At 67.9% G+C, this 18799-nt stretch carries 14 protein-coding genes; 2 read left to right on the top strand and 12 right to left on the bottom strand.

Annotated features, from left to right (window positions below; all coding sequences use genetic code 11):
* Positions 1–33 precede the first annotated feature (33 nt).
* From car (BN977_RS15685) to BN977_RS15650, 8 genes are all read right to left on the bottom strand, one after another.
* Positions 34–3531, bottom strand: a complete 3498-nt coding sequence (gene car, locus BN977_RS15685) for a carboxylic acid reductase (RefSeq protein WP_036399438.1) — start codon at positions 3529–3531, stop codon at positions 34–36.
* Between the two features lie 169 nt (positions 3532–3700).
* Positions 3701–7165 carry a carboxylic acid reductase gene (gene car / locus BN977_RS15680; protein ID WP_036399435.1) on the bottom strand — a complete coding sequence of 1155 codons (3465 nt, stop codon included), beginning with the start codon at positions 7163–7165 and terminating at the stop codon, positions 3701–3703.
* Between the two features lie 210 nt (positions 7166–7375).
* Entirely contained in the window at positions 7376–8269 is an 894-nt protein-coding gene (locus BN977_RS15675) for a DMT family transporter (protein WP_024455749.1), read from the bottom strand.
* A gap of 82 nt (positions 8270–8351) precedes the next feature.
* Positions 8352–9557 (bottom strand): cytochrome P450, encoded by a 1206-nt coding sequence (locus tag BN977_RS15670; RefSeq protein ID WP_024455750.1) that lies wholly within the window; start codon positions 9555–9557, stop codon positions 8352–8354.
* 99 nt (positions 9558–9656) lie between these two features.
* Positions 9657–10697, bottom strand: a complete 1041-nt coding sequence (locus BN977_RS15665) for a LacI family DNA-binding transcriptional regulator (protein ID WP_051561581.1) — start codon at positions 10695–10697, stop codon at positions 9657–9659.
* Between the two features lie 7 nt (positions 10698–10704).
* Positions 10705–11979: an MFS transporter gene (locus BN977_RS15660; RefSeq protein WP_036399432.1), complete on the bottom strand. Its 1275-nt coding sequence runs from the start codon at positions 11977–11979 to the stop codon at positions 10705–10707.
* Positions 11980–12079: 100 nt separating this feature from the next.
* Complete coding sequence (locus BN977_RS15655; RefSeq protein ID WP_051561579.1) at positions 12080–13354, bottom strand: PE-PPE domain-containing protein; 1275 nt, start codon at positions 13352–13354, stop codon at positions 12080–12082.
* 148 nt (positions 13355–13502) lie between these two features.
* Complete coding sequence (locus BN977_RS15650) at positions 13503–14510, bottom strand: TerC family protein (RefSeq protein ID WP_036400291.1); 1008 nt, start codon at positions 14508–14510, stop codon at positions 13503–13505.
* A 210-nt stretch (positions 14511–14720) separates the two neighbouring features.
* Here BN977_RS15650 and BN977_RS15645 point away from each other — a divergent pair, with 210 nt between their 5' ends.
* Together BN977_RS15645 and BN977_RS15640 are read left to right on the top strand one after the other, a co-directional pair.
* The gene (locus BN977_RS15645) at positions 14721–15380 is read left to right on the top strand and encodes an O-methyltransferase (protein WP_024455754.1); all 660 of its coding nucleotides are present in this window, start codon (positions 14721–14723) and stop codon (positions 15378–15380) included.
* Between the two features lie 112 nt (positions 15381–15492).
* A complete protein-coding gene (locus BN977_RS15640) occupies positions 15493–16752 on the top strand; it encodes a L,D-transpeptidase (RefSeq protein ID WP_024455755.1) in 1260 nt (419 codons plus the stop codon).
* A 22-nt stretch (positions 16753–16774) separates the two neighbouring features.
* Here the strand turns inward: BN977_RS15640 and BN977_RS15635 are convergent, their stop codons facing one another.
* The 4 genes from BN977_RS15635 to BN977_RS15620 are packed head-to-tail and all read right to left on the bottom strand — an operon-like array spanning position 16775 to position 18759.
* The gene (locus tag BN977_RS15635; protein ID WP_024455756.1) at positions 16775–17176 is read right to left on the bottom strand and encodes a hypothetical protein; all 402 of its coding nucleotides are present in this window, start codon (positions 17174–17176) and stop codon (positions 16775–16777) included.
* Positions 17177–17220: 44 nt separating this feature from the next.
* On the bottom strand, positions 17221–17679 hold the full coding sequence (locus BN977_RS15630; protein ID WP_024455757.1) for a QcrA and Rieske domain-containing protein: 459 nt from the start codon (positions 17677–17679) through the stop codon (positions 17221–17223).
* A 17-nt stretch (positions 17680–17696) separates the two neighbouring features.
* Entirely contained in the window at positions 17697–18278 is a 582-nt protein-coding gene (locus BN977_RS32890) for a DUF6529 family protein (protein ID WP_024455758.1), read from the bottom strand.
* Entirely contained in the window at positions 18268–18759 is a 492-nt protein-coding gene (locus tag BN977_RS15620; RefSeq protein WP_131590140.1) for a hypothetical protein, read from the bottom strand. The genes BN977_RS32890 and BN977_RS15620 overlap by 11 nt, the downstream gene beginning before the upstream one ends.
* Positions 18760–18799 lie beyond the last annotated feature (40 nt).

The raw sequence follows: 18799 nt of genomic DNA, 5'->3' as shown, positions 1-18799 counted from the left end.
GCCCCACTTTCGTCTCGGCATGACCTGCTCGGCCTACAGCAGGCCGAGCAGTTGCAGATCGGTGATGTACTTGACGATCACCGGGGCGTTGACATGCGGAATGTCTTTGTCCGGGCCGATTTTCGCTTCTTGCACGGCAGCCCGGAAGACATCGGTCGGCGCGATCGAACCCTGCACCGGTGTCTCCGGACGCTGGTAGTTGTGCAGCAGCGGTAGCAACGACGCCTGCCGCTGCTTGTCCGGCAACGACCGCAGCGCGGTCTCGAACCGCGCCAGCCACTTTCCGTACTCACCGACGCGTTCGATCTTGTAACCGGCGTCGATCAGCCAGTCGACGAAGGTGTCCATGCCGATGCCGTCGTCGTACGGGTTCATCACGTGGTAGGTCTCGAAGGCTCCCCCCGATTCGAGTGCCACGTGCTCACCGAGCGTCGAGATAGCCTCCGCGATGAACTCCACCGGCAGCCCGTCGTAATGCGCGCGCTGCCGCTGACCGTCGGGGCCCAGCTCGTAGAACGACTCGGGCGCAATGCCGGTCGCCACGAGGCTGAACATCATCCGGGTGAACATGTCCGGCAGGTTGAGCTGGCCGGCGTAGCTGGTGTCAGCCAGGATCATGTCGCAGCGGAACACCGAGACCGGCAGCCCGGCCAGATCGTGGGCTTCCCGCAGTAATACCTCACCGGCCCACTTGCTGGTGCCGTAACCGTTGGCGTAGTTGTCGTTGATCGCGCGCACCGCGCTCATCACCCGGACGTCGGCATCCTCGACGAACTTGCCCGGCTCGATCTGGTCACCGACGCCGATCGTCGACACGTAGACGAACGGCTTGATCGTGGTGGTCAACGCGATCCGGATCAGTTCGGCGGTGCCCAGGGCGTTGGGGCCGAACAGCTCGCTGTAGGGCAGCACGTGATTCACCAGCGCCGCCGGGTCGACGATCAGGTCCACCGTGTCGGCGAGGCGCTGCCAGGTGGCCTTATCCAGCCCCAGGTCGGCTTCGCCCTTGTCCCCGGCGATGACCTCCAAATGATCGGCGGCCAAGTCCCGATAGTGCGCAAGGAGTTTCGGGTCACCGGTATCGAAGGTCTTGTCGAGACGGGCCCGGGCCTCTTCGTTGCTGCGCGCCCGGACCAGGCAGATCAGCTTGCCGTCCACCAGGTCCATTCGCTCCAGCCACTCCAAGGCCAGGTAGCGGCCCAGGAAGCCGGTGGCACCGGTCAGCAGAACCGTGCGCACCTCGCCGTTCACCTTCGGAAGTGACGGTGCCGCAGCCAATGTCGCGGCGTCGATGAACTTGTCGAGCGTCAGGTCGGCGGCGTGGACCTCGGTGACACCGGCGCCGTGGACCGAACTGAAGGTCGGGCGCTTGTCACCGCCGGCGCGCCGCGTCTCGATGTGCGCGGCGATGGTCGCCAGGTCGGAGGTGGGACTGACGATCACCGACACCGGCACCTCGACACCGAAGATCTCCTGCAGAAGATTCCCGAAGGTCAACGCCGACAACGAGTCCCCACCCAGATCGGTGAAGTGCGCATCGGGTGCCACGTCGGCGGTCGCGGCGCCCAGCAGCGCCGCGGCGGCGCGTGACACCGTCTCGAGGACGGGCGCGTCCGCGCCTTCGGCCCGCAGCGCCCGTAGTTCGCGGGCCTGCCCGTCGGCCAGCTCCGCGTACAGCTCCTCCAGCGCGGGACCGTAGTGCGCCTTGAGCTTGGGCCAGGCCAGCTTGCGGATACCAGTCAGCAGACCGTTCTCCACGGTGAAAGGCGTTGTCTCGATGAGGAAATCACGTGGCACCTCGTAGGACTGCAGGTCCTGCGCCCTTGCGACATCCTGCAGTGACTCGACGATGGCGCGCTTGAGGGCGGCCTCGTCGGTGAACTTCACCAGGGCATCCTCGGTCGGCACCACCACCGCCAGCAGGTAGGGCTGGGCGCTGTTGCCGTAGACGTAGATCTGCCGGATCAGCGGGCTGTTGTTGCTGAAGGCGGCTTCCAGCTTGGCCAGCGTGACGAATTCGCCCTGGGCGAGCTTGAGCACGTTGTTGCGCCGGTCCACGTAGCGGATCTCGTCGGGCCCGAGCTCGGCGACGATATCGCCGGTCCGGTAGAACCCGTCCTCGTCGAACACCCCGGCGGTGACCTCCGGCCGCTTGTAATAGCCGGGGAACAGGTTGACGGTCTTCACCAGCAGCTCGCCGCGTGGATGCGGTTGATCGGTCCCGTAGTAGCCGAGCTCGGGCACGTCCACCAACTTGTAGTCGATGGTGGGCGGGCGCTGCACCCGGCCGTCGAAGAACACCATGCCGGCCTCGGTCGAGCCGTAGCCCTCGCGCAGGTGGATGCCGAGGAAGTGCTCGACCCACGCCTTCAGGGCATCGGTGATGGGGGCCGAACCCGTCATCGCATCCACGTAGCGACCGCCGAGGAGGTTCTCCCGCATGTCGGCGAGCACATCGTCCTCGTCCGCGCCGTGTGCGGTGCGGCTCTGGAATTCCTGGTAGAGCATCTCCCAGACGCGCGGCACGAAGTTCAGCTCGGTGGGACGGGACAGCGCCAGGTCTTCGAGCAGCGTGGACAGATCGGCACGGGCGGCGAAGTAGCAGGTGCCGCCGGCGGCCAGCGTGAGGTACAGGATGCCGCGCCCCATCACGTGGCTCATCGGCATGAAGTTGAGGTTGATCGACGCGACGCTCGGGCCGAACCACGACTCGCTGGAACGCTGCCAGAACGAGGTGACCTGGCTTTCCAGGTACATCGCACCCTTGGGCGCTCCGGTGCTGCCCGAGGTGTAGATGAGCAACGACAGCGGGTTCGGGTCGTCGGTGCTCGGGGCCGGGGCCTGCGGCAGGTCGGCTCCGCGAGCCAGCACCTCGGCCAGGGTTTCCACGGTGACGCCGGCCGGCAGCGCCGCCGCGGCGGCGGCCAGGGCTTCGCGGTGGTCGTCGACCTGCGGGTGGTAGTCGAAGACGACGATGCGCTCGGGGGCGTGACCGGTGCGCGCGAGCTCGACGGCCTCGTCGACGTAGTCGACGCTGGCGGCGATGACCCGCGGCTCGGTCTCGGTGAGGATCGGGGCCAGCGCCGACGCCGTCGAACTGGACTGCAGCGGAACCGACACCGCACCCACCTGACCGAGCGCGGTGTCGATGACGGTGTAGTCGGCGCTGGTGAAGCCGAGAATGGCGACCCGATCGCCGGTTTGCAGGCCGGTGGAGTGCAGGGCCGCGGCGGCCGCCCGGACCCGGTCCCACAGCTGCGCGTAGGTGATGGTCTCGAATCGAGGCAGCAGCGCGGCGGTGGTTCGGCCGGTCGCCGGATCGGTGACGAATTCGACGGCGCGCTGTCCCAGCGCGGGGCGCTGCGCATAGCCCTGCAGCACGGTCTTGACGATCTGCGGCAATCTGATACCCGGGGCCTCGGCGGCCTTCGCTACGGCCGGATCGGGCCGCGCCGCGGCGAACTCGGGATCATTGGCGGTCAAGTCGGCGATGCGGCGTTCGAGCCGTTCGTCTTGGATATCGGTCGGCATCACGGAACCTCTAAAACGTTGGTATTTCAAGGCAAATCTGGGGTGAGCGCACCATTGGGCTCTATATGAACGACGAGTGGGCGGACGGGCGAATTCCCGTTTGAGCTGTCAATGCGCTGAGAAAAGCCCGGCCACCGTCATCGCGGGGCGGTGACCAGGCTTTCCGATCTCAGAGCAGGCCGAGCAGTTGCAGATCGGTGATGTACTTCACGATCACCGGTGCGCTGACATGCGGAATGTCCTTGTCGGGACCGATTTTCGCCTCTTGCACCGCCGCGCGGAACACGTCGGTCGGCGCCATCGCCCCGTTCACCGGGACACCCGGCTGCTGGTAGTTGTGCAGCAGCGGCAACAGCGACGCCTGCCGCTGCTTGTCCGGCAACGCGCGCAGTGTCGTCTCGAAGCGATCCAGCCACTCGGCATAGTCGTCGACGCGTTCGATCTTGTAGCCGGCCTCGACGAGCCAGTCGACGAAGGTGTCCATGCCGATGCCGTCGTCGTACGGGTTCATCACGTGGTAGGTCTCGAATCCGTCGTCGACATGCGCACCGAGGGTCGCGATCGCCTCGGCGATGAACTCCACCGGCAACCCGTCGTAGTGGGCCCGCTGCCGGTTGCCTTGGGCGTCAAGCTGATTGAACGACTTCGGCGCCACACCGGTGGCCACCAGGCTGAACATCATCCGGGTGAACATGTCCGGCAGGTTGAGCTGGCCGGCGTAGCTGGTGTCGGCCAGGATCATGTCGCAACGGAACACCGACACCGGCAGCCCGGCCAGGTCGTGGGCTTCCCGCAACAGCACCTCACCGGCCCACTTGCTGGTGCCGTAACCGTTGGCGTAGCTCTCGTCGACCACCCGGGTGGCGCTGATGGTGCGGATGTCGGCGTCCTCGACGAACTTGCCGGGCTCGATGCCCCAACCGACGCCGATGGTGGACACGTAGGCGAATCGCTTGATCTTGGTGGTCAAGGCAATCCGGATCAGTTCGGCGGTGCCGAGGGCGTTGGGCCCGAACAGCTCGCTGTAGGGCAGCACGTGATTCACCAGCGCCGCCGGGTCGACGATGAAGTCGACGGTATCGGCGAGCCGCTGCCAGGTGGCCTTGTCCAGCCCGAGGTCGGCTTCGCCCTTGTCCCCGGCGATGACCTCCAGGTGATCGGCGGCCAGTTCCCGGTAATGCGCAAGGAGTTTCGGGTCTCCCGAGTCGAAGGTCTTGTCGAGACGCGCCCGGGCCTCTTCGTTGCTGCGCGCCCGGACCAGGCAGATCAGCTTGCCGTCCACCAGGTCCATCCGCTCCAGCCACTCCAGCGCCAGGTAGCGACCCAGGAACCCGGTGGCACCGGTCAGCAGAACCGTACGAATCTCGGCATCCGGACCCGGAAGTGCCGGTGCCGCAGCCAGTGTGGCGGCGTCGATGAACTTGTCCAGCGTCAGATCGGCGGCGTGGACCTCGGTGGCGCCGGCGCCGTGGACCGAACTGAAGGTCGGGCGCTTGTCACCGCCGGCGCGCTGCGTCTCGATGTGCGCTGCGATGGTCGCCAGGTCGGAGGTGGGGCTGACGATCACCGACACCGGCACCTCGACGCCGAAGATCTCCTGCAGCAGATTCCCGAAGGTCAACGCGGACAACGAATCCCCACCCAGATCGGTGAAGTGCGCATCGGGTGCCACGTCACTGCTCGCCGCGCCCAGCAGTGCGACGGCCGCACGGCTGACGGTCTGCAACACCGGCGCGTCGGCACCGTGCTGACGCAGGGCCTGCAACTCGTTGGCCTGCCCGTCGGCGAGTTCGGCGTACAGCCCCTCCAGCTCGGCTCCGTAGCGTTCCTTGAGCTTGGGCCAGGCCAGCTTGCGGATACCGGTCAGCAGGCCGTTCTCCACGGTGAAAGGCGTTGTCTCGATGAGAAAATCACGGGGGATCTCGTAGGACTGCAGGTCGGCGGCGCGGGCGGTGTCCTTGAGCGACTGGGCGATGTCGGCCTTGCTCACCGTCGGGTCGGTGGGTACCACGACGGCCAGCAGGTAGGGCCGGGCGCTGTTGCCGTAGATGTAGATCTGCCGGATCAGCGGGCTGTTGGTGAAGGCGGCCTCCAGTTTGGAGACGGTCACGAACTCGCCCTGGGCCAGCTTGAGCACGTTGTTGCGCCGGTCCACATAGCGCACCTCGTCGGGCCCGAGCTCGGCGACAATGTCACCGGTGCGGTAGAAGCCATCCTCGTCGAACATCTGCGCGGTGATCTCGGGGCGCTTGTAGTAGCCGGGGAACAGCTGGGTGGACTTCACCAGCAGCTCGCCGCGCGGGTGCGGGACGTCGGTCAGCCGGTAGCCGAGCTCGGGCACGTCGACCAGCTTGTACTCCAGCACCGGCGGCCGGGTGATCCGGCCGTCGACGAAGACCGAGCCGGCCTCGGTGGATCCGTAGCCCTCCAGCAGGTGCTGCTCCAGCAGCCGCTCGACCCAGGCCTTCAGCTCGGGCGAGATGGGCGCGGACCCGGTGAGTGCGCTGACGTAGCGCCCACCGAGCAGGTTCTCCCGCATGTCGGCGAGCACCGTGTCCTCGTCGGCGCCATGACTGGTGCGGCTCTGGAATTCCTGAAAGAGCATGTCCCAGATGCGGGGGACGAAGTTGAGCTGCGTCGGCCGGGTCAGTGCCAGATCGTCCAGGAAGGTGGACAGGTCGGCACGGGCGGCGAAGTTGACGGTGCCACCGGACGCGAGCGCGCCGTACAGGATGCCGCGCCCCATCACGTGGCTCATCGGCATGAAGCTCAGCACGATCGAGGGCACCTTGCCTTGGCTGTCGTCCCAGTGCGCGTTGGCGGCCGGGCGCCAGATGTTGGTGACCTTGCTCTCCAGGTACATCGCGCCCTTGGGTGCGCCGGTGCTGCCGGAGGTGTAGATGAGCAGGGCCAGCGGGTCGTCGTCGGGGCCGACGACCCCTTCGATGTCGGGAAGTGCGGCGCCGCGTTCGAGGACGTCGGCGAGCGGTTCGACGCTGACGCCGGAGCCGAGCCGGGCCTGCGCGGCCGCGACGGCCTCACGCTGGTCGTCGACCTCGGGGTGATAGTCGAAGACGACGAGATGTGCGGTCTGCGCGCTCTCGGCGAGGGCGACGGCGTCGTCGAGGTAGTCGATGCTGGTGGCGATCAGCACGGGTTCGGTCTCGGCGACGATCGGCTGCAGCGCGGCGACGGTCGCGCTGGTCTGCAGCGGCACGGAGACGGCGCCGAGTTGGGTCAGGGCGGTGTCGACGGTGGTGTAGTCGACGCTGGTGAAGCCGAGGATGGCGACCCGATCGCCGATGCGCACCGGGTGGTCGTGCCAGGCGTTGGCGATGGCTTGGACGCGGTCCCACAGCTGCTTGTGGCTGATGGTCTCGAAGCGGGGCAGCAGCGCGGCCGTGGTCCGACCGGTTGCCGGGTCGGTGACGAATTCGACGGCCCGCTGACCGAGGGCGGGCCGGTCGCCGTAGCCCTGCAGCACGGTCTTGACGACGGCGGGCAGGCGCAGCCCGGGGTCGTCGACGGCGGCGATGACCTCGTCGCTCGGGGCGGCCGCGGCGAACTGCGGGTCGGTGTCGTACAGGTGGGTGAGGCGGCGTTGGAAACGCTCGACGCTTACGTCGTTGGTCATGTGAAACCCCCGAATAACTCTTGCGATCAGTGCGGAATCTTTTGGTGCTATCTGCCGGTCTCAGTGGCCGGTACCCGAAACAACGTTAGCAAAACTAAAGATATGCCCCGCGACGCACGGCTACCAGGGTGCTGTGAGCAAGAACACCGATGATCGGTGCGCCGGCCTGCCATTCAGCGAACTCACAGGGACCGCGGCGCGGAATGCCAGCTAACGCGGTGCGGGTTCCTTACGAGCTTCCAACTGGGCCTCATAGGCCCCCTCGTCGCGCCCCAGCGCGATGGTGGCGGCCGTCATCGCGACCACCGCCAGCGTCAGCACGATGGCCTCCCAGCCGTTGGCGTCCAGTTGCTCGCCGAGGACGAAGGCACCCAGGAGCACCGCGGCCAGCGGTTCGATCACGATCATGGTCGGCACCGAGGTCTGCAACGACCCGGCGTGAAAGGCCGACTGCTGCAGCAGGGTGGCCACCACACCGAGCGCCACCAACACATACGGCACCGGGGTGGCCAGCACCTGCGCCACACTGTTGCGCGCGAGCAGGTGCGTCAGCACCTTCGTCATGACCGCCACCATGCCGAACAGCACCCCGACCCCGACTGCCAGCAGCACGGCGCGTTGCGCGCCCGGCCTGCGCACCGCGATCACCACACATGCGATCACGAGCAGGAAGCTGATCACCACGACGACGGTGATCTGCCGGGCCGACGCGATGTGTTCGTTGGCCCGCGGATGAGCCAGCAGGATGAACACCGCGAGCGCGACGGTGAGCAGGATGGCCCACAGCCATTCACCGCGGGTGACCTTGCGATGCGCCATGCGGGCACTCAGCGGCAGTGCGAACAGCAGCGCCGACACCAGCAGCGGCTGGACCACCAGCAGCGAGCCGTGGGCCAGTGCCAGCGCCTGGAAGACGAACCCGGCGACGGCGGCGGCGGTTCCGGCCCACCACAGCGGCCGGCGCAACAGGGTGGCGACCATGACGGTGCTCACCCCGTGCTCCGGGGGAACGTCGAGGGTGGCGCGCTGGCGCACCACGATGCCGACAGCGGCGAAGATCGCGGCGCACAGGGCGAACAGCACCACCAGGGCGGGGCCTAGCACGCCACAACCCTAGGGGTTCCGCGGGCCGCGCGCCTAAGGGTGCGGTCAGGAGGCTGGTCAGACGGCTCCGAGCCGGGTCAGCTCACGGAATGAAGGCCGGCATCGAGTCCCAACCACGCACCGTCGACGTCGGCGACAGCGCGGCGTTGGGCAGGTCGACCTCCCATTCCGGGAAGCGCTTGAGGATCTCCTCCAGCGCGATGCGGCCTTCCAAGCGAGCCAGCGCGGAGCCCAGGCAGTAGTGCGTGCCGACGCTGAAGGCCAGATGTTGGCGTGCTTCGCGGTGGATGTCGAACACTTCCGCGTCGGGCGGGTACTGGCGGCTGTCCCGCACCGCGGCGCCGATGAGCAACATCATCACGCTGCCTTCGGGCACGTTCCGGCCGTAGTACTCGACATCGCGGGTGACGTAGCGGGCGACGTGTGGTGCGGGTGGCTCGAACCGCAGCAGTTCCTCGATGGCCTGCGGGATGAGCTCGGGCTGCGCCGCCAGCTGGCGGCGTTGGTCGGGATGCTCGGCAAGGACCTTGGCCGCCCAGCCGATCAGCCGGGTGGTGGTCTCGTTGCCTGCGCCGGCCACCACGTTGATGTAGATGAGCAGCTCTTCACGGGTCAGCTTGCGGGTCACGCCGTGCTCGTCGGTGAATTCGACGTTGAGCAGTTCGGTCATGATGTCGTCGGACGGGTTGTCCTTGCGCCAGTCGATGTAGGCCTCGAAGATCGAACCGTCCACCAGTCCCTCTTTGGCCGCCTTCATCGGCTGGCCGGCCTCGGTGCGCAGCTGGTCGTTGCCGTGATCGCGGATCATCTCCTGGTCGTCTTCGGGGATGCCGAGCAGCGCGCTGATCACCCGCATCGGCATGACGGCGCCGAAGTCGGTGATGAAGTCGAGCTTGCCGGCGCCGACCAGCGGGTCGAGGCTCTGCGCGCAGAATTCGCGGATCTTGGGTTCCAGGGCGGCGATCTTGCGCGGTGTGAACATCCGGGCCAACAGCTTGCGGTGGGTGGTGTGGATCGGTGGATCTTCGAAGATGAGGGCGCCCGACGGTATGTCGATATTCGCCTTGATGAGTTCGATGATGGCGCCACGGGCGGAGCTGAACGTCTCGTGGTCGATCAGCGCCTTGTTGACGTCCGCGAACCGGCTCAGCGCGTAGAAGTCGAACGCCTCGTTGTAGTAGAGCGGCGCCTCGTCGCGCAGCCGGGCGAAGGCCGGGTACGGGTTGGCGTTGATCTCCACGTCGTAGGGGTCGAAGTAGATGTCACTGGCCGCGTCGACAGTCGTCACTGATCACTCACCTTCTCCGGCATCACCCGATTACTTACTCGCGTAAGTTACGCGGATCACCACCACCAAGGCAAGAGTGGGCAAACCGTTTCCGTGCGGTCAGGTCGACGCGCGCTGGATCAGATGCGCGACGTTCGCACTGCTGGGTTCCCGACCGCTGGGGTAACCGAGTTCGGACATCATCGCCGCGACCGAGACCTCCACGATCGTCTTGGCGTCCAGCCCCACCGACGTCAACGGCGGCGCGCTCACGGCACCGAGGGGGATCGCGTCGACACCCATCACCGCGAGGTCCTGCGGGCAGCGCAGGCCCGCCTCCCGGATACCGTGCAGCACCACCAGCGCCACCTCGTCGCTCTGCGCGCAGACCGCCGTCACCCCGGCCCGCACCCATTCGCGCACCACGTCGGCCGCGTTGCTGCCGTCGGCGGCGACGGAGCCGGTGATGATCTCGGGCAGATCCCGCGCGGCCAGCCGCAGCCCGGACAGCCAGTAGTCACCCAGTGGGCGCAGTGCGGCGCTCTCGGCGTACGCGAACGCCAGCCGGCGATGCCCTTTCGACACCAGGTGCGCCACCCGCATCTCACCGATGCTCAGGTGCAGGGCGCCCATCGCGTGCAGTTGCGCGCTGCCCAGATGGATCTGCGGAATGCCCGCCCCCGCAACGGCTTCCAGCGCTGCCCCGGTCAGGGGGAACACGCTGGTGACCGCGATCGGGTTCAGGTCGGCCACCGCGTTCACCACGTTGCGGCCGTCCTCGGTCTCGAACTGCAGTGACAGCACGATGCCGTGCCTGCCGAGCTCGGTGGTCAGCCTGCTGCCCACCTCCAGCAGCAATTCGCCCAGGGAATACGGCGGCACCACGTAGAGCACCACGCCACTGCCACCGCGGGCCAGATTGCGCGCCGCCAGGTTCGGCCGATATCCGAGTTCGCGGGCGGCGGCGTGGACGGCGGCGCGGGTCTGCGCCGAGATGGTCTGGCCCTTGACGTCGTTGAGGACGTAGCTGACGGTGGCGGGTGAGACGTTGGCGAGGCGCGCGACGTCGGCTTTCGTCGGCCGAGCCGACTTGCTGGCTTCCGTCGGCCGAGCCGACTTGTTGGCTTCAGCCGGCCGAGCCGACTTCGGCTGCGCTGTCATCCGCCCATCATGGCAGGCCGCGCCGCGCTCGATCCGGCTCCTGGCGCAGCGTCAGCACCGTGCCCAGTGAGAGCGCGGCGGCGACCATCAGGTAGGCGGCCGGGGCGATGACGCTCCCGGCATTGGCGGTCAGCCATGTCACGGCGTAGGGCGTGGTGCCTCCGAAGGCCGCGACGCACACGTTGTAGCCGACCGAGAACCCGCTGTAGCGCACTCGGGTGGCGAACAGTTCCACGCCGGCGGTGACCGCCGTCGACACGTACACCGACTCGATCGCCGCCAACGCGCAGTGTGCCCCGATCGCGGCCGCCAACGACCCCGAGTTCAGCAGCAGGAAAAGCGGATACGCGAGTACGAGGAACGCCGTCGACCCCGCGATCAGCAGCGGGCGCCGGCCCACCCGGTCCGACAGCGCGGCCAGCGGCAGGATCAGCACCAGCGCCACCAGGCCGGCCAGGGTGATCGACACGAACGACGCGGTCTTGCTGTGGTGCAGCGTCTTGATCAGATAACTGGGCAGGAACGTGAAGACGACGTAGTAGCCGACATTGAAAATCAGGAACAGACCGATGACTTGCAGGATGGGCCGCCATGACGTGGTGAGCGCCTCCCGCAGTGGGCGGCCGGCGATTTCGTCGCGGGTGCTCAGCTCGGTGAATTCGGGGGTGTCGTCCAGGCGCAGCCGGATGTACAGGCCGACCAACCCCAGCGGCGCCGCCAACAGGAACGGGATCCGCCAGCCGTAGCTGTCCATGGCGCCGGCGGGCAGGGCGACCTGCAGCACGGTGACGGTGACGGACCCGAGCAGGAATCCCAGCACCCCGGACCACGCCATGAACGTCACGGTGAATCCACGCCGCGCGGGTTCGGCGTACTCGGCGAGATAGACGGCGCCGCCGCCATATTCGCCACCGGCCGAGAATCCCTGCAGACAGCGCAGTGCAAGCAGCAGCAACGGGGCCGCCACCCCGATCACGCGGTACGTCGGCAGCAGGCCGATCAGCAGCGTCGCGGCCGACATCAGCAGGATGACCAGGGCGAGGACCCGCTGCCTGCCGATGCGATCTCCCAGCGGACCGAACACCAGCCCACCCAGCGGGCGCATGAAGAACGCGGCCGCGAAGATCGCGAACGTGTTGAGCAATGCCGCCGTCTCGTCACCCGCCGGGAAGAACTGCGCGGCGATGAAGGTGGCCAGGAATCCGTAGATGGCGAAGTCGAACCATTCGACCGCATTGCCGATCGACGCGCCGATGACGGCCTTGCGTACAGCGGTGGACATGGCGACACAGGGTAACCAGGCCAGAGGTACCCGCGCGGCGTTTACCGATTAGGCGATCCGCTTAACCGCGATCATCAATCCTGCTGCGGCACTGCACAGTTCAGGCGGCATCCGCCTCATGCGCACCCGCGTCGGCGGCGCTGGCCGCCGACTTCCCCACATCCGGGGTCTTCGGCCGGGACGGCGTGGGCTCGGAGTCCGGCGCCGTCGACGCGGTCTTGTCGGTCGCGGGCGTGCGCAGTGCCGACGAGATCGCCGCGGCCGACCGCCGCAGCTGCGACGTGAGCGACGTGCGCGCCGGCTTGGGCGCCTTCGCCGTCGCGGCGGCACCGGGCTGTGTGGTGCCGGAGTCCTTCGCAGCGAGCGTGTCCGCAGGCGCGGTCTTCGCGGTGACCGCGGGCGCGGCCGTCGGCATCGCGGGTGAGTCCGGGTTCTCGGCGGGCGCCGCGGCTGCCGCCGGCGCACCGATCGGCGGCACCAGTTGGGCCGGCGTGTTCTTGCTGTAATCGCTTCGGTCGTAACCCGTTTCGATCAGTGCCCGCAGTGGTGCATCCAGCTTGTCGAGCACCGTCTTCGGCACCAGGCCGCCCAGCGGCATCAACAGCGGCAGCCGTGTGGTCGGGATCAGGTAGTAGGTGGTGTCGCCGTGCTGCTGGTAGTAGCGCGGGTCGGTCTTGTCGATGTCCGCCAGGGCGTTCTCGTCGAGGTCCTGGGTGTCGCCGTGCAGGTAGACGATCCCCAGCACCGCGTTGGCGGTGGCCAGCAGGTTCAGCGGGTACTTCGGGAAGTCGGCCCACCCGTCGTACTGGCGTGCGATGTCCACCGTGCTGCCGCCACCGGCCTGCGGGTCACGCACCACCGGGGTGGCGCCGTCGAACTTCACGTTCAGCAGCGGGATGTAGAGCCCGCGGAACCGCTCGAAGACGCCGCCGTTGGGCCGGCCCGGATTCTCCACCAGCACGTAGTTGACGCCGTTACCCGGATGGTCCCGCTTGTACGCGGTGGCCACCACCGCGCCCTGGGAGAACCCGAACACGGTGTCGCCGGGTTGCGGTTGCTCGCCGAGGGCGGCGATGCCGCGTGCCACCGACGCGCCCCAGGACGGGTCACCGAATCCGCCGTTGGAGAACGGCCCGATCGTGGCGGGGTAGTCGACGAAGGTGAAGTCGTCGGCCTCCGGTGCCGGCCGGCCGGCGCCCGTCATCATGGCGGTGGTGAACGCGAACGGCGCCGGGTGGCTGGTGGTGTCGCCGATCTTGGTGCCCTGGAGGTAGTACACGGCCGAGTTTGCCAACAGGGTCACGCCGGTCGTCGTCACCGGGGTCGCACCCATCAGCCCGACGGTGGCCAGGGCAATGCCCGTGGTCCCGACCACCCCGGTGAGCTGTTGCGCCGATCGAACGCGATGTCGCCCCCGTGAGTTCGCCACCACCAACCCCGTCCCGGCCCGACCACCAGACCCCCGGCGAGATGTTAACTCATCGAGTTTGCTGGCGAGGCCGATCGGGCAGACGGCGCCCGGACTACTCGACGGCGTCGGCGGCCGCCGGCACCGCCTTCTTCGCGTCCGACCGGGTCTTGTACAGGCTGGCCGCCGTGGTGATCACCAGGGTCACCACGATGACGCCGAGGCTGGCCAGGGTCGGGATCTCGGGCACGTGCACCGACTCCCCGCCGTTGATGAACGGCACCTCGTTCTCGTGCAGCGCATGCAGCAGCAGTTTCACGCCGATGAAACCGAGGATGAACGCCAGCCCCTGGGACAGGTACACCAGCCGCTTGAGCAGGTCACCCAGCAGGAAGTACAGCTGCCGCAGACCCATCAGCGCGAACACGTTCGCGGTGAACACCAGGTAGGGCTCGCGGGTGAGGCCGTAGATGGCCGGGATGGAGTCCAGCGCGAACAACAGGTCGGTGGTGCCCAGCGCGACGATCACCAAGAACATCGGCGTCATCAGCCGCTTGCCACCGGAGGCGTGGTCTTTCACCCACAGCCGCAGGCCGTCCCACTTGTCGGTGAACTTCAGGTGCTTCTGCGCGAAGCGCACCACGCCGTTGTCGGCGTCGTCGTCATGCTCGGTGTCACGGACCAGCTTGATCGCGGTGTACACCAGGAACGCGCCGAACAGGTAGAACACCCAGGAGAACTGCTCGATGGCCACCGCGCCCAGCGCGATGAAGATGCCGCGGAAGATCAGCGCCAGGATGATGCCGACCAGCAACGCCTGCTGCTGGTAGATCCTCGGCACCTTGAAGCTGGCCATGATGATCAAGAAGATGAACAGGTTGTCCACCGACAGGCTGTATTCGGTGAGCCAGCCGGCGAAGAACTCCACGCCGTACTGGCTGCCGTGGAAGAACCAGGTCCACAGCCCGAACGCGACGGCCAGGCTGACGTAGATCGTCAGGTAGGTCGCGGTCTCGCGCCGGGACGGTTCGTGCGGGCGCCGCCCGATCACGATCACGTCGAACAGCAGAATTGCGATCGTGACGCTGAGGGTGATCCCCCACTCGAGTGCAGACACGTTCATGAAATCAGGAGCCTCCGGTCGTCGTTCAACGGCCGAGGTCTCTTCCGCCGCGCCGATGACGAGCGCGGCCCGCGGCACCGGTAGTCCGACGTTGGACCACGTGATGACGACACCGCAGCGGTAGGAGTACTCCCCTCACCGGCAATTGTGGCAGAAGATGCCGGAATCGGTCTAATCGGGCGCACAGCCCGGCGGCGTAGCTTCGCGGGCATGACGACACTCAACGATGCCCGCGTCGCGGCGGCGCTGACACGCATGTACGCCGAATCCGACCGACAGATGGCCCAACTGCGCGAGCGTGGGCCCGCCGACCGTGCCCGCCTGCAGCAGGCGACGGCGCAGGAACGTGCGGACGCGCTCAGCGACATCTACATGCCGGTCACCCCGGCCGCGGGCCGACTGCTCTACATGTTGGTGCGGGCCACCCGGCCCGCCACGATCGTCGAGTTCGGGATGTCGTTCGGCCTGTCGGCGGTGCACCTGGCCGCCGGGGTGCGGGACAACGGGACCGGCCGCGTGATCACCACCGAGCTCAGCAAGGCCAAGATCGCCGCCGCGTCGCAGACCTTCGCCGAGACCGGCCTGGCCGATCTCATCACCGTCGTGGAAGGCGATGCGGTCACCACCCTGGCGGAGGTACCGGCTCCGGTCGACCTCGTCCTGCTCGACGGCTGGAAAGAGCTGTATCTCCCGGTGCTGCGGGTGCTGGAACCGAAGCTGTCATCCGGCGCGCTGGTGATCGCCGACAACACCGAAATGTCCGATACCAAGCCATATCTGGACTACGTACGCGATCCGGCGAACGGCTACACGAGCGTCAACTTCGCGGCCCGCGACACGGACAGCATGGAGATCAGCGGTCGCGTGTGAACCGGGCCCGGGGCCCTCTACTATGAGAGCTTCTGTCCGGCCAGTGCAGTGACGCACTCCGGTCGACCCCACCTTCTGCCCCGGAGTGCCCGTGCGTCCTGATCGTTACCGCGTGCGCGTCGCGTGCCTGGCAGCGTTGCTCCTCGTCACCACCGGCTTCGGGGTGACCCAGAGTTCGCGTATCGCCCAGTGCCAGGACGGCTGCCGCACGCTGGCCGCGAGCGCCGACCTGGCCGCGGCCGAGGTCGACCCGCCGGCGCCGACGCCCGCGACCATCCGGGTGCTGCCGCAGCCCGGCGCCCAGGGGGTGCTGCCTCGCGGGCCGGTCCGGGTGACCGCGTTCACCGGGACCATCACCGACGTGACGATGGTCAACGAGAACGGCACGGTGGTGCCCGGCGTGCTGACGCCGGACCGCACGGTGTGGAAGCCCGCCGTCCCGCTCGGGTACGGCCGCGAATACACGCTCACCGTGCGGTCGCAGGGCCCGGGCGGCATGCCGGCCGCCGAGACGTCGAGTTTCACCACGGTGTCCCCCACCTATCAGGCCTCGGTGTCCCTGACCACCACCGGCTACGCGCTGCTGAAAGACGGCGGCACCTACGGTGTCGGCACCGTCGTCGTGGCCCGGTTCGACGAACCGATCGCCGACCGGGCGCGTGCCGAGCGGCAGCTGGTGGTGACCACCTCGCCGCCGGTGCAGGGCTCCTGGTATTGGGTCGACGATCAAACCGCGCACTGGCGCCCCGAGCGCTACTACGCGCCCGGTACCACGGTGACGGTGGCGGCGAACATCTACGGGGTGCCGCTCGGCAACGGCGTGTACGGCGAGGACGACGAGAAGGTCTCGTTCAAGATCGGCGATGCGCACGTGTCGATCGCCGACGACAACACCAAACAGGTCAGCGTGTTCGAGAACGGGAAGCTGGTGCGCACCATGCCCACCTCGATGGGCCGCGGCGGCACCGAGACCATCGGGGGCACCACGCTGAGCTTCTGGACCCCGCCGGGGGTGTACACCGTGCTGGACAAGGCGAACCCGGTGATCATGGACTCGTCGTCCTACGGGTTGCCGGTCAACTCCCGGCTCGGCTACCGCGAGACCATCCCGTGGGCCACCCGGATCAGCGGTGACGGCATCTACCTTCATCAGCTCAACGCGACGGTGTGGGCGCAGGGCAACACCAACACCTCGCACGGGTGCCTGAACCTGAACTCCGAGAACGCCGAGTGGTTCTTCAATTTCTCGGTGCCCGGCGACGTCGTCGAAGTCCGCCACACCGGTGGCCCGCCGCAGGAACTGCTGTCGCAGAACGGCGACTGGAGCGTGCCGTGGAACCAGTGGCGCAAGGGCAGCGCGCTGGCCGCTTAGGCCGCACCGGCCCTCGGGGGCCTCAGATCGCTCCGGCCCTGGGGGCCGACGTGCTCGTCGCGTACGGGTCGGTGGTGGTCGTCGTGGTGGTGGTGCCGCCGGTCAGTTCCGGGAAGCCGGGCACCCAGTCGTCGGTGGTCGTGGTCGTGGTGCCAGACCCCGACGGGTCGATATCGGCGGTGGACGGTGTGGTCGTGGTGGTGCGGGTGGTCGTCGTCGTGGTGGTAGTGGTGCTCGGCGACGTGGTCGATGCGTCGACGGTCTCCGGGACGGGCTGGCGGCCGGGCTCCATCGAGCTGCGGGAGGTTTGCACCACGGCGAACACCAGGACGACGAGCACGACGATCACGCCGGCGCCGGCCGCGTAGACCGCCCAGGTCTCCTCGTACCACGGTGGCGGGTTGTCAGCCTCGTCGTCTCCCACAGGCGGTGATCGTAGCCACCGGCCGGCGCCGTCCCTCCCGGTGTCTAGCCCTTCACGATGTCCTGGCCGTGCACGCTCACCGGAACGGCGGCCAATGGTTTGGTGGCCGGGCCCTTGAGGACGGCCCCGTCCAGGCCGAAGGTGCTGCCATGGCAGGGGCAGATGATCTTCCCGTCGGCAACGGAGGACACCGCGCATCCGGCGTGCGTGCACACCGTCGAGAGCCCCTTGAAGACGCCGGCGGTGGGTTGGGTGAGCACCACGTCGTCGACGATGACACCCGAGCCGACGGGCACCTGCGACGTGGTGGCCAGCACGCCCGCTGAAGCCGGGGTTTCCCCCGGCGCCGACGTCGCGGTCGCGGCGTCCGTCTTGCCTGTCGATTCCGCGTCCCCGCGGCCGCCCCCGTAGCCGGAGCAGGCCGCAATTGCGGTGGCTCCCAGTCCGATTCCGGCGCCGGCCAGCACCTGACGGCGTCCGACGGTGTTCTCGTGGGTGGTCATGGCTGATCTCCTCGGCTTCAGTTGGTAAGTCCGTTGATCTGGAAGAACCACAGGGCTGAGGTCAGCCAGATGTTGACGAGAGTAAAGAACACCAGCCCGCCGAGCACCGGAATCACCCACGCTCGCAGGTTTTTCCGGGTCAGCAGGATCATCTTGGCGACGAAGGCGCCGTAGAAGAAGCAGCCGAACAACGAATGCCACAGCACCCGGCTGTCGGTGGCCTGGAACCCGAGCGCGTACAGGCAGTGCACCGCGACGGGCACGCTGGCCAGTACCGCCAACCGGCCGGACCAGACGTGTGCGACACCGATCCAGGCCGGGGCCCGGCCGCCCGGCAGCACCCGGTACATCACCAGGGCGGAGACGAACTGGAAGACGGCCAGCGCGATCGCCAGGGTCGCCAACCACGACTTCACCGAGCCGGGCCCGGAGAAACCGGCGATGTTGACGGCGAAGAACTGTGGGGTGTGCAGGCGCCCGTACGCACCGAGCGCGACGGCCACCGCGGCGCCGATCCCGACCGCGCCGAGCAGCGCCGCATCGGCCTTCTGCGGTGCGGCCAGCAGGCGGGTATCCGCCTCGGCGTAGTCACGGGGCATTGGACGTTCCCTGCACCCGGTCCACTTCGGAAGTGGTGAATTTCCAGCTCTTTTCGCCGATCTTCAAGGTGCCGGTGACCGTGTTCCCATGATGTTCGCCGGTGAGGCTGCTGGTGGCGCCCTTGCTGCTCAGGGCCAGCGCACCGCCCCGGGCGCTGCCCCGCAGCCACGCCTCGATCGCCCGGCCGTCGCAGGCGTAGGCCACGGCCTCGGTACCGCGCACGGTGATCTCCAAGGTGATCGTGCCGGTCGCCGTGGGGATCTTGCCGGCGAAGTTGGCCTTGGCGGCGAACGGGTCCGGCGCCGCGGGTGGCGGTGGTGCCGGCTTCGGCGTTGGGCTCACCGCGGCCGTGGCCGCCGGCCGGGCTGCTGCTGCTGCTGATGCAGGTTCCGGGGGTGTGTGCTGCACGTTCACCGCCCACAACCCCCCGCCGAGGGCCACCACCGCGGCCAATGTCACCAATGGGCCTTTGCTTTTCATGCATTCGAGCATGGCGATCGGCCGGCCCGGTTGCGTGGAG

Source organism: Mycolicibacterium cosmeticum, from assembly GCF_000613185.1.
In the GTDB taxonomy this organism is placed as follows: Bacteria; Actinomycetota; Actinomycetes; order Mycobacteriales; family Mycobacteriaceae; genus Mycobacterium; species Mycobacterium cosmeticum.
Note: the sequence above shows the minus strand (reverse complement) of the source record. Positions and strands in the feature narration are given on the sequence as shown.

Coding starts and splice junctions, on each gene's coding strand:
- car (WP_036399438.1), bottom strand. CDS start 3,531: ATGCCGACCGATATCCAAGACGAACGGCTCGAACGCCGCATCGCCGAC.
- car (WP_036399435.1), bottom strand. CDS start 7,165: ATGACCAACGACGTAAGCGTCGAGCGTTTCCAACGCCGCCTCACCCAC.
- BN977_RS15665 (WP_051561581.1), bottom strand. CDS start 10,697: ATGACAGCGCAGCCGAAGTCGGCTCGGCCGGCTGAAGCCAACAAGTCG.
- BN977_RS15660 (WP_036399432.1), bottom strand. CDS start 11,979: ATGTCCACCGCTGTACGCAAGGCCGTCATCGGCGCGTCGATCGGCAAT.
- BN977_RS15650 (WP_036400291.1), bottom strand. CDS start 14,510: ATGAACGTGTCTGCACTCGAGTGGGGGATCACCCTCAGCGTCACGATC.
- BN977_RS15645 (WP_024455754.1), top strand. CDS start 14,721: ATGACGACACTCAACGATGCCCGCGTCGCGGCGGCGCTGACACGCATG.
- BN977_RS15630 (WP_024455757.1), bottom strand. CDS start 17,679: ATGACCACCCACGAGAACACCGTCGGACGCCGTCAGGTGCTGGCCGGC.
- BN977_RS32890 (WP_024455758.1), bottom strand. CDS start 18,278: ATGCCCCGTGACTACGCCGAGGCGGATACCCGCCTGCTGGCCGCACCG.
- BN977_RS15620 (WP_131590140.1), bottom strand. CDS start 18,759: ATGAAAAGCAAAGGCCCATTGGTGACATTGGCCGCGGTGGTGGCCCTC.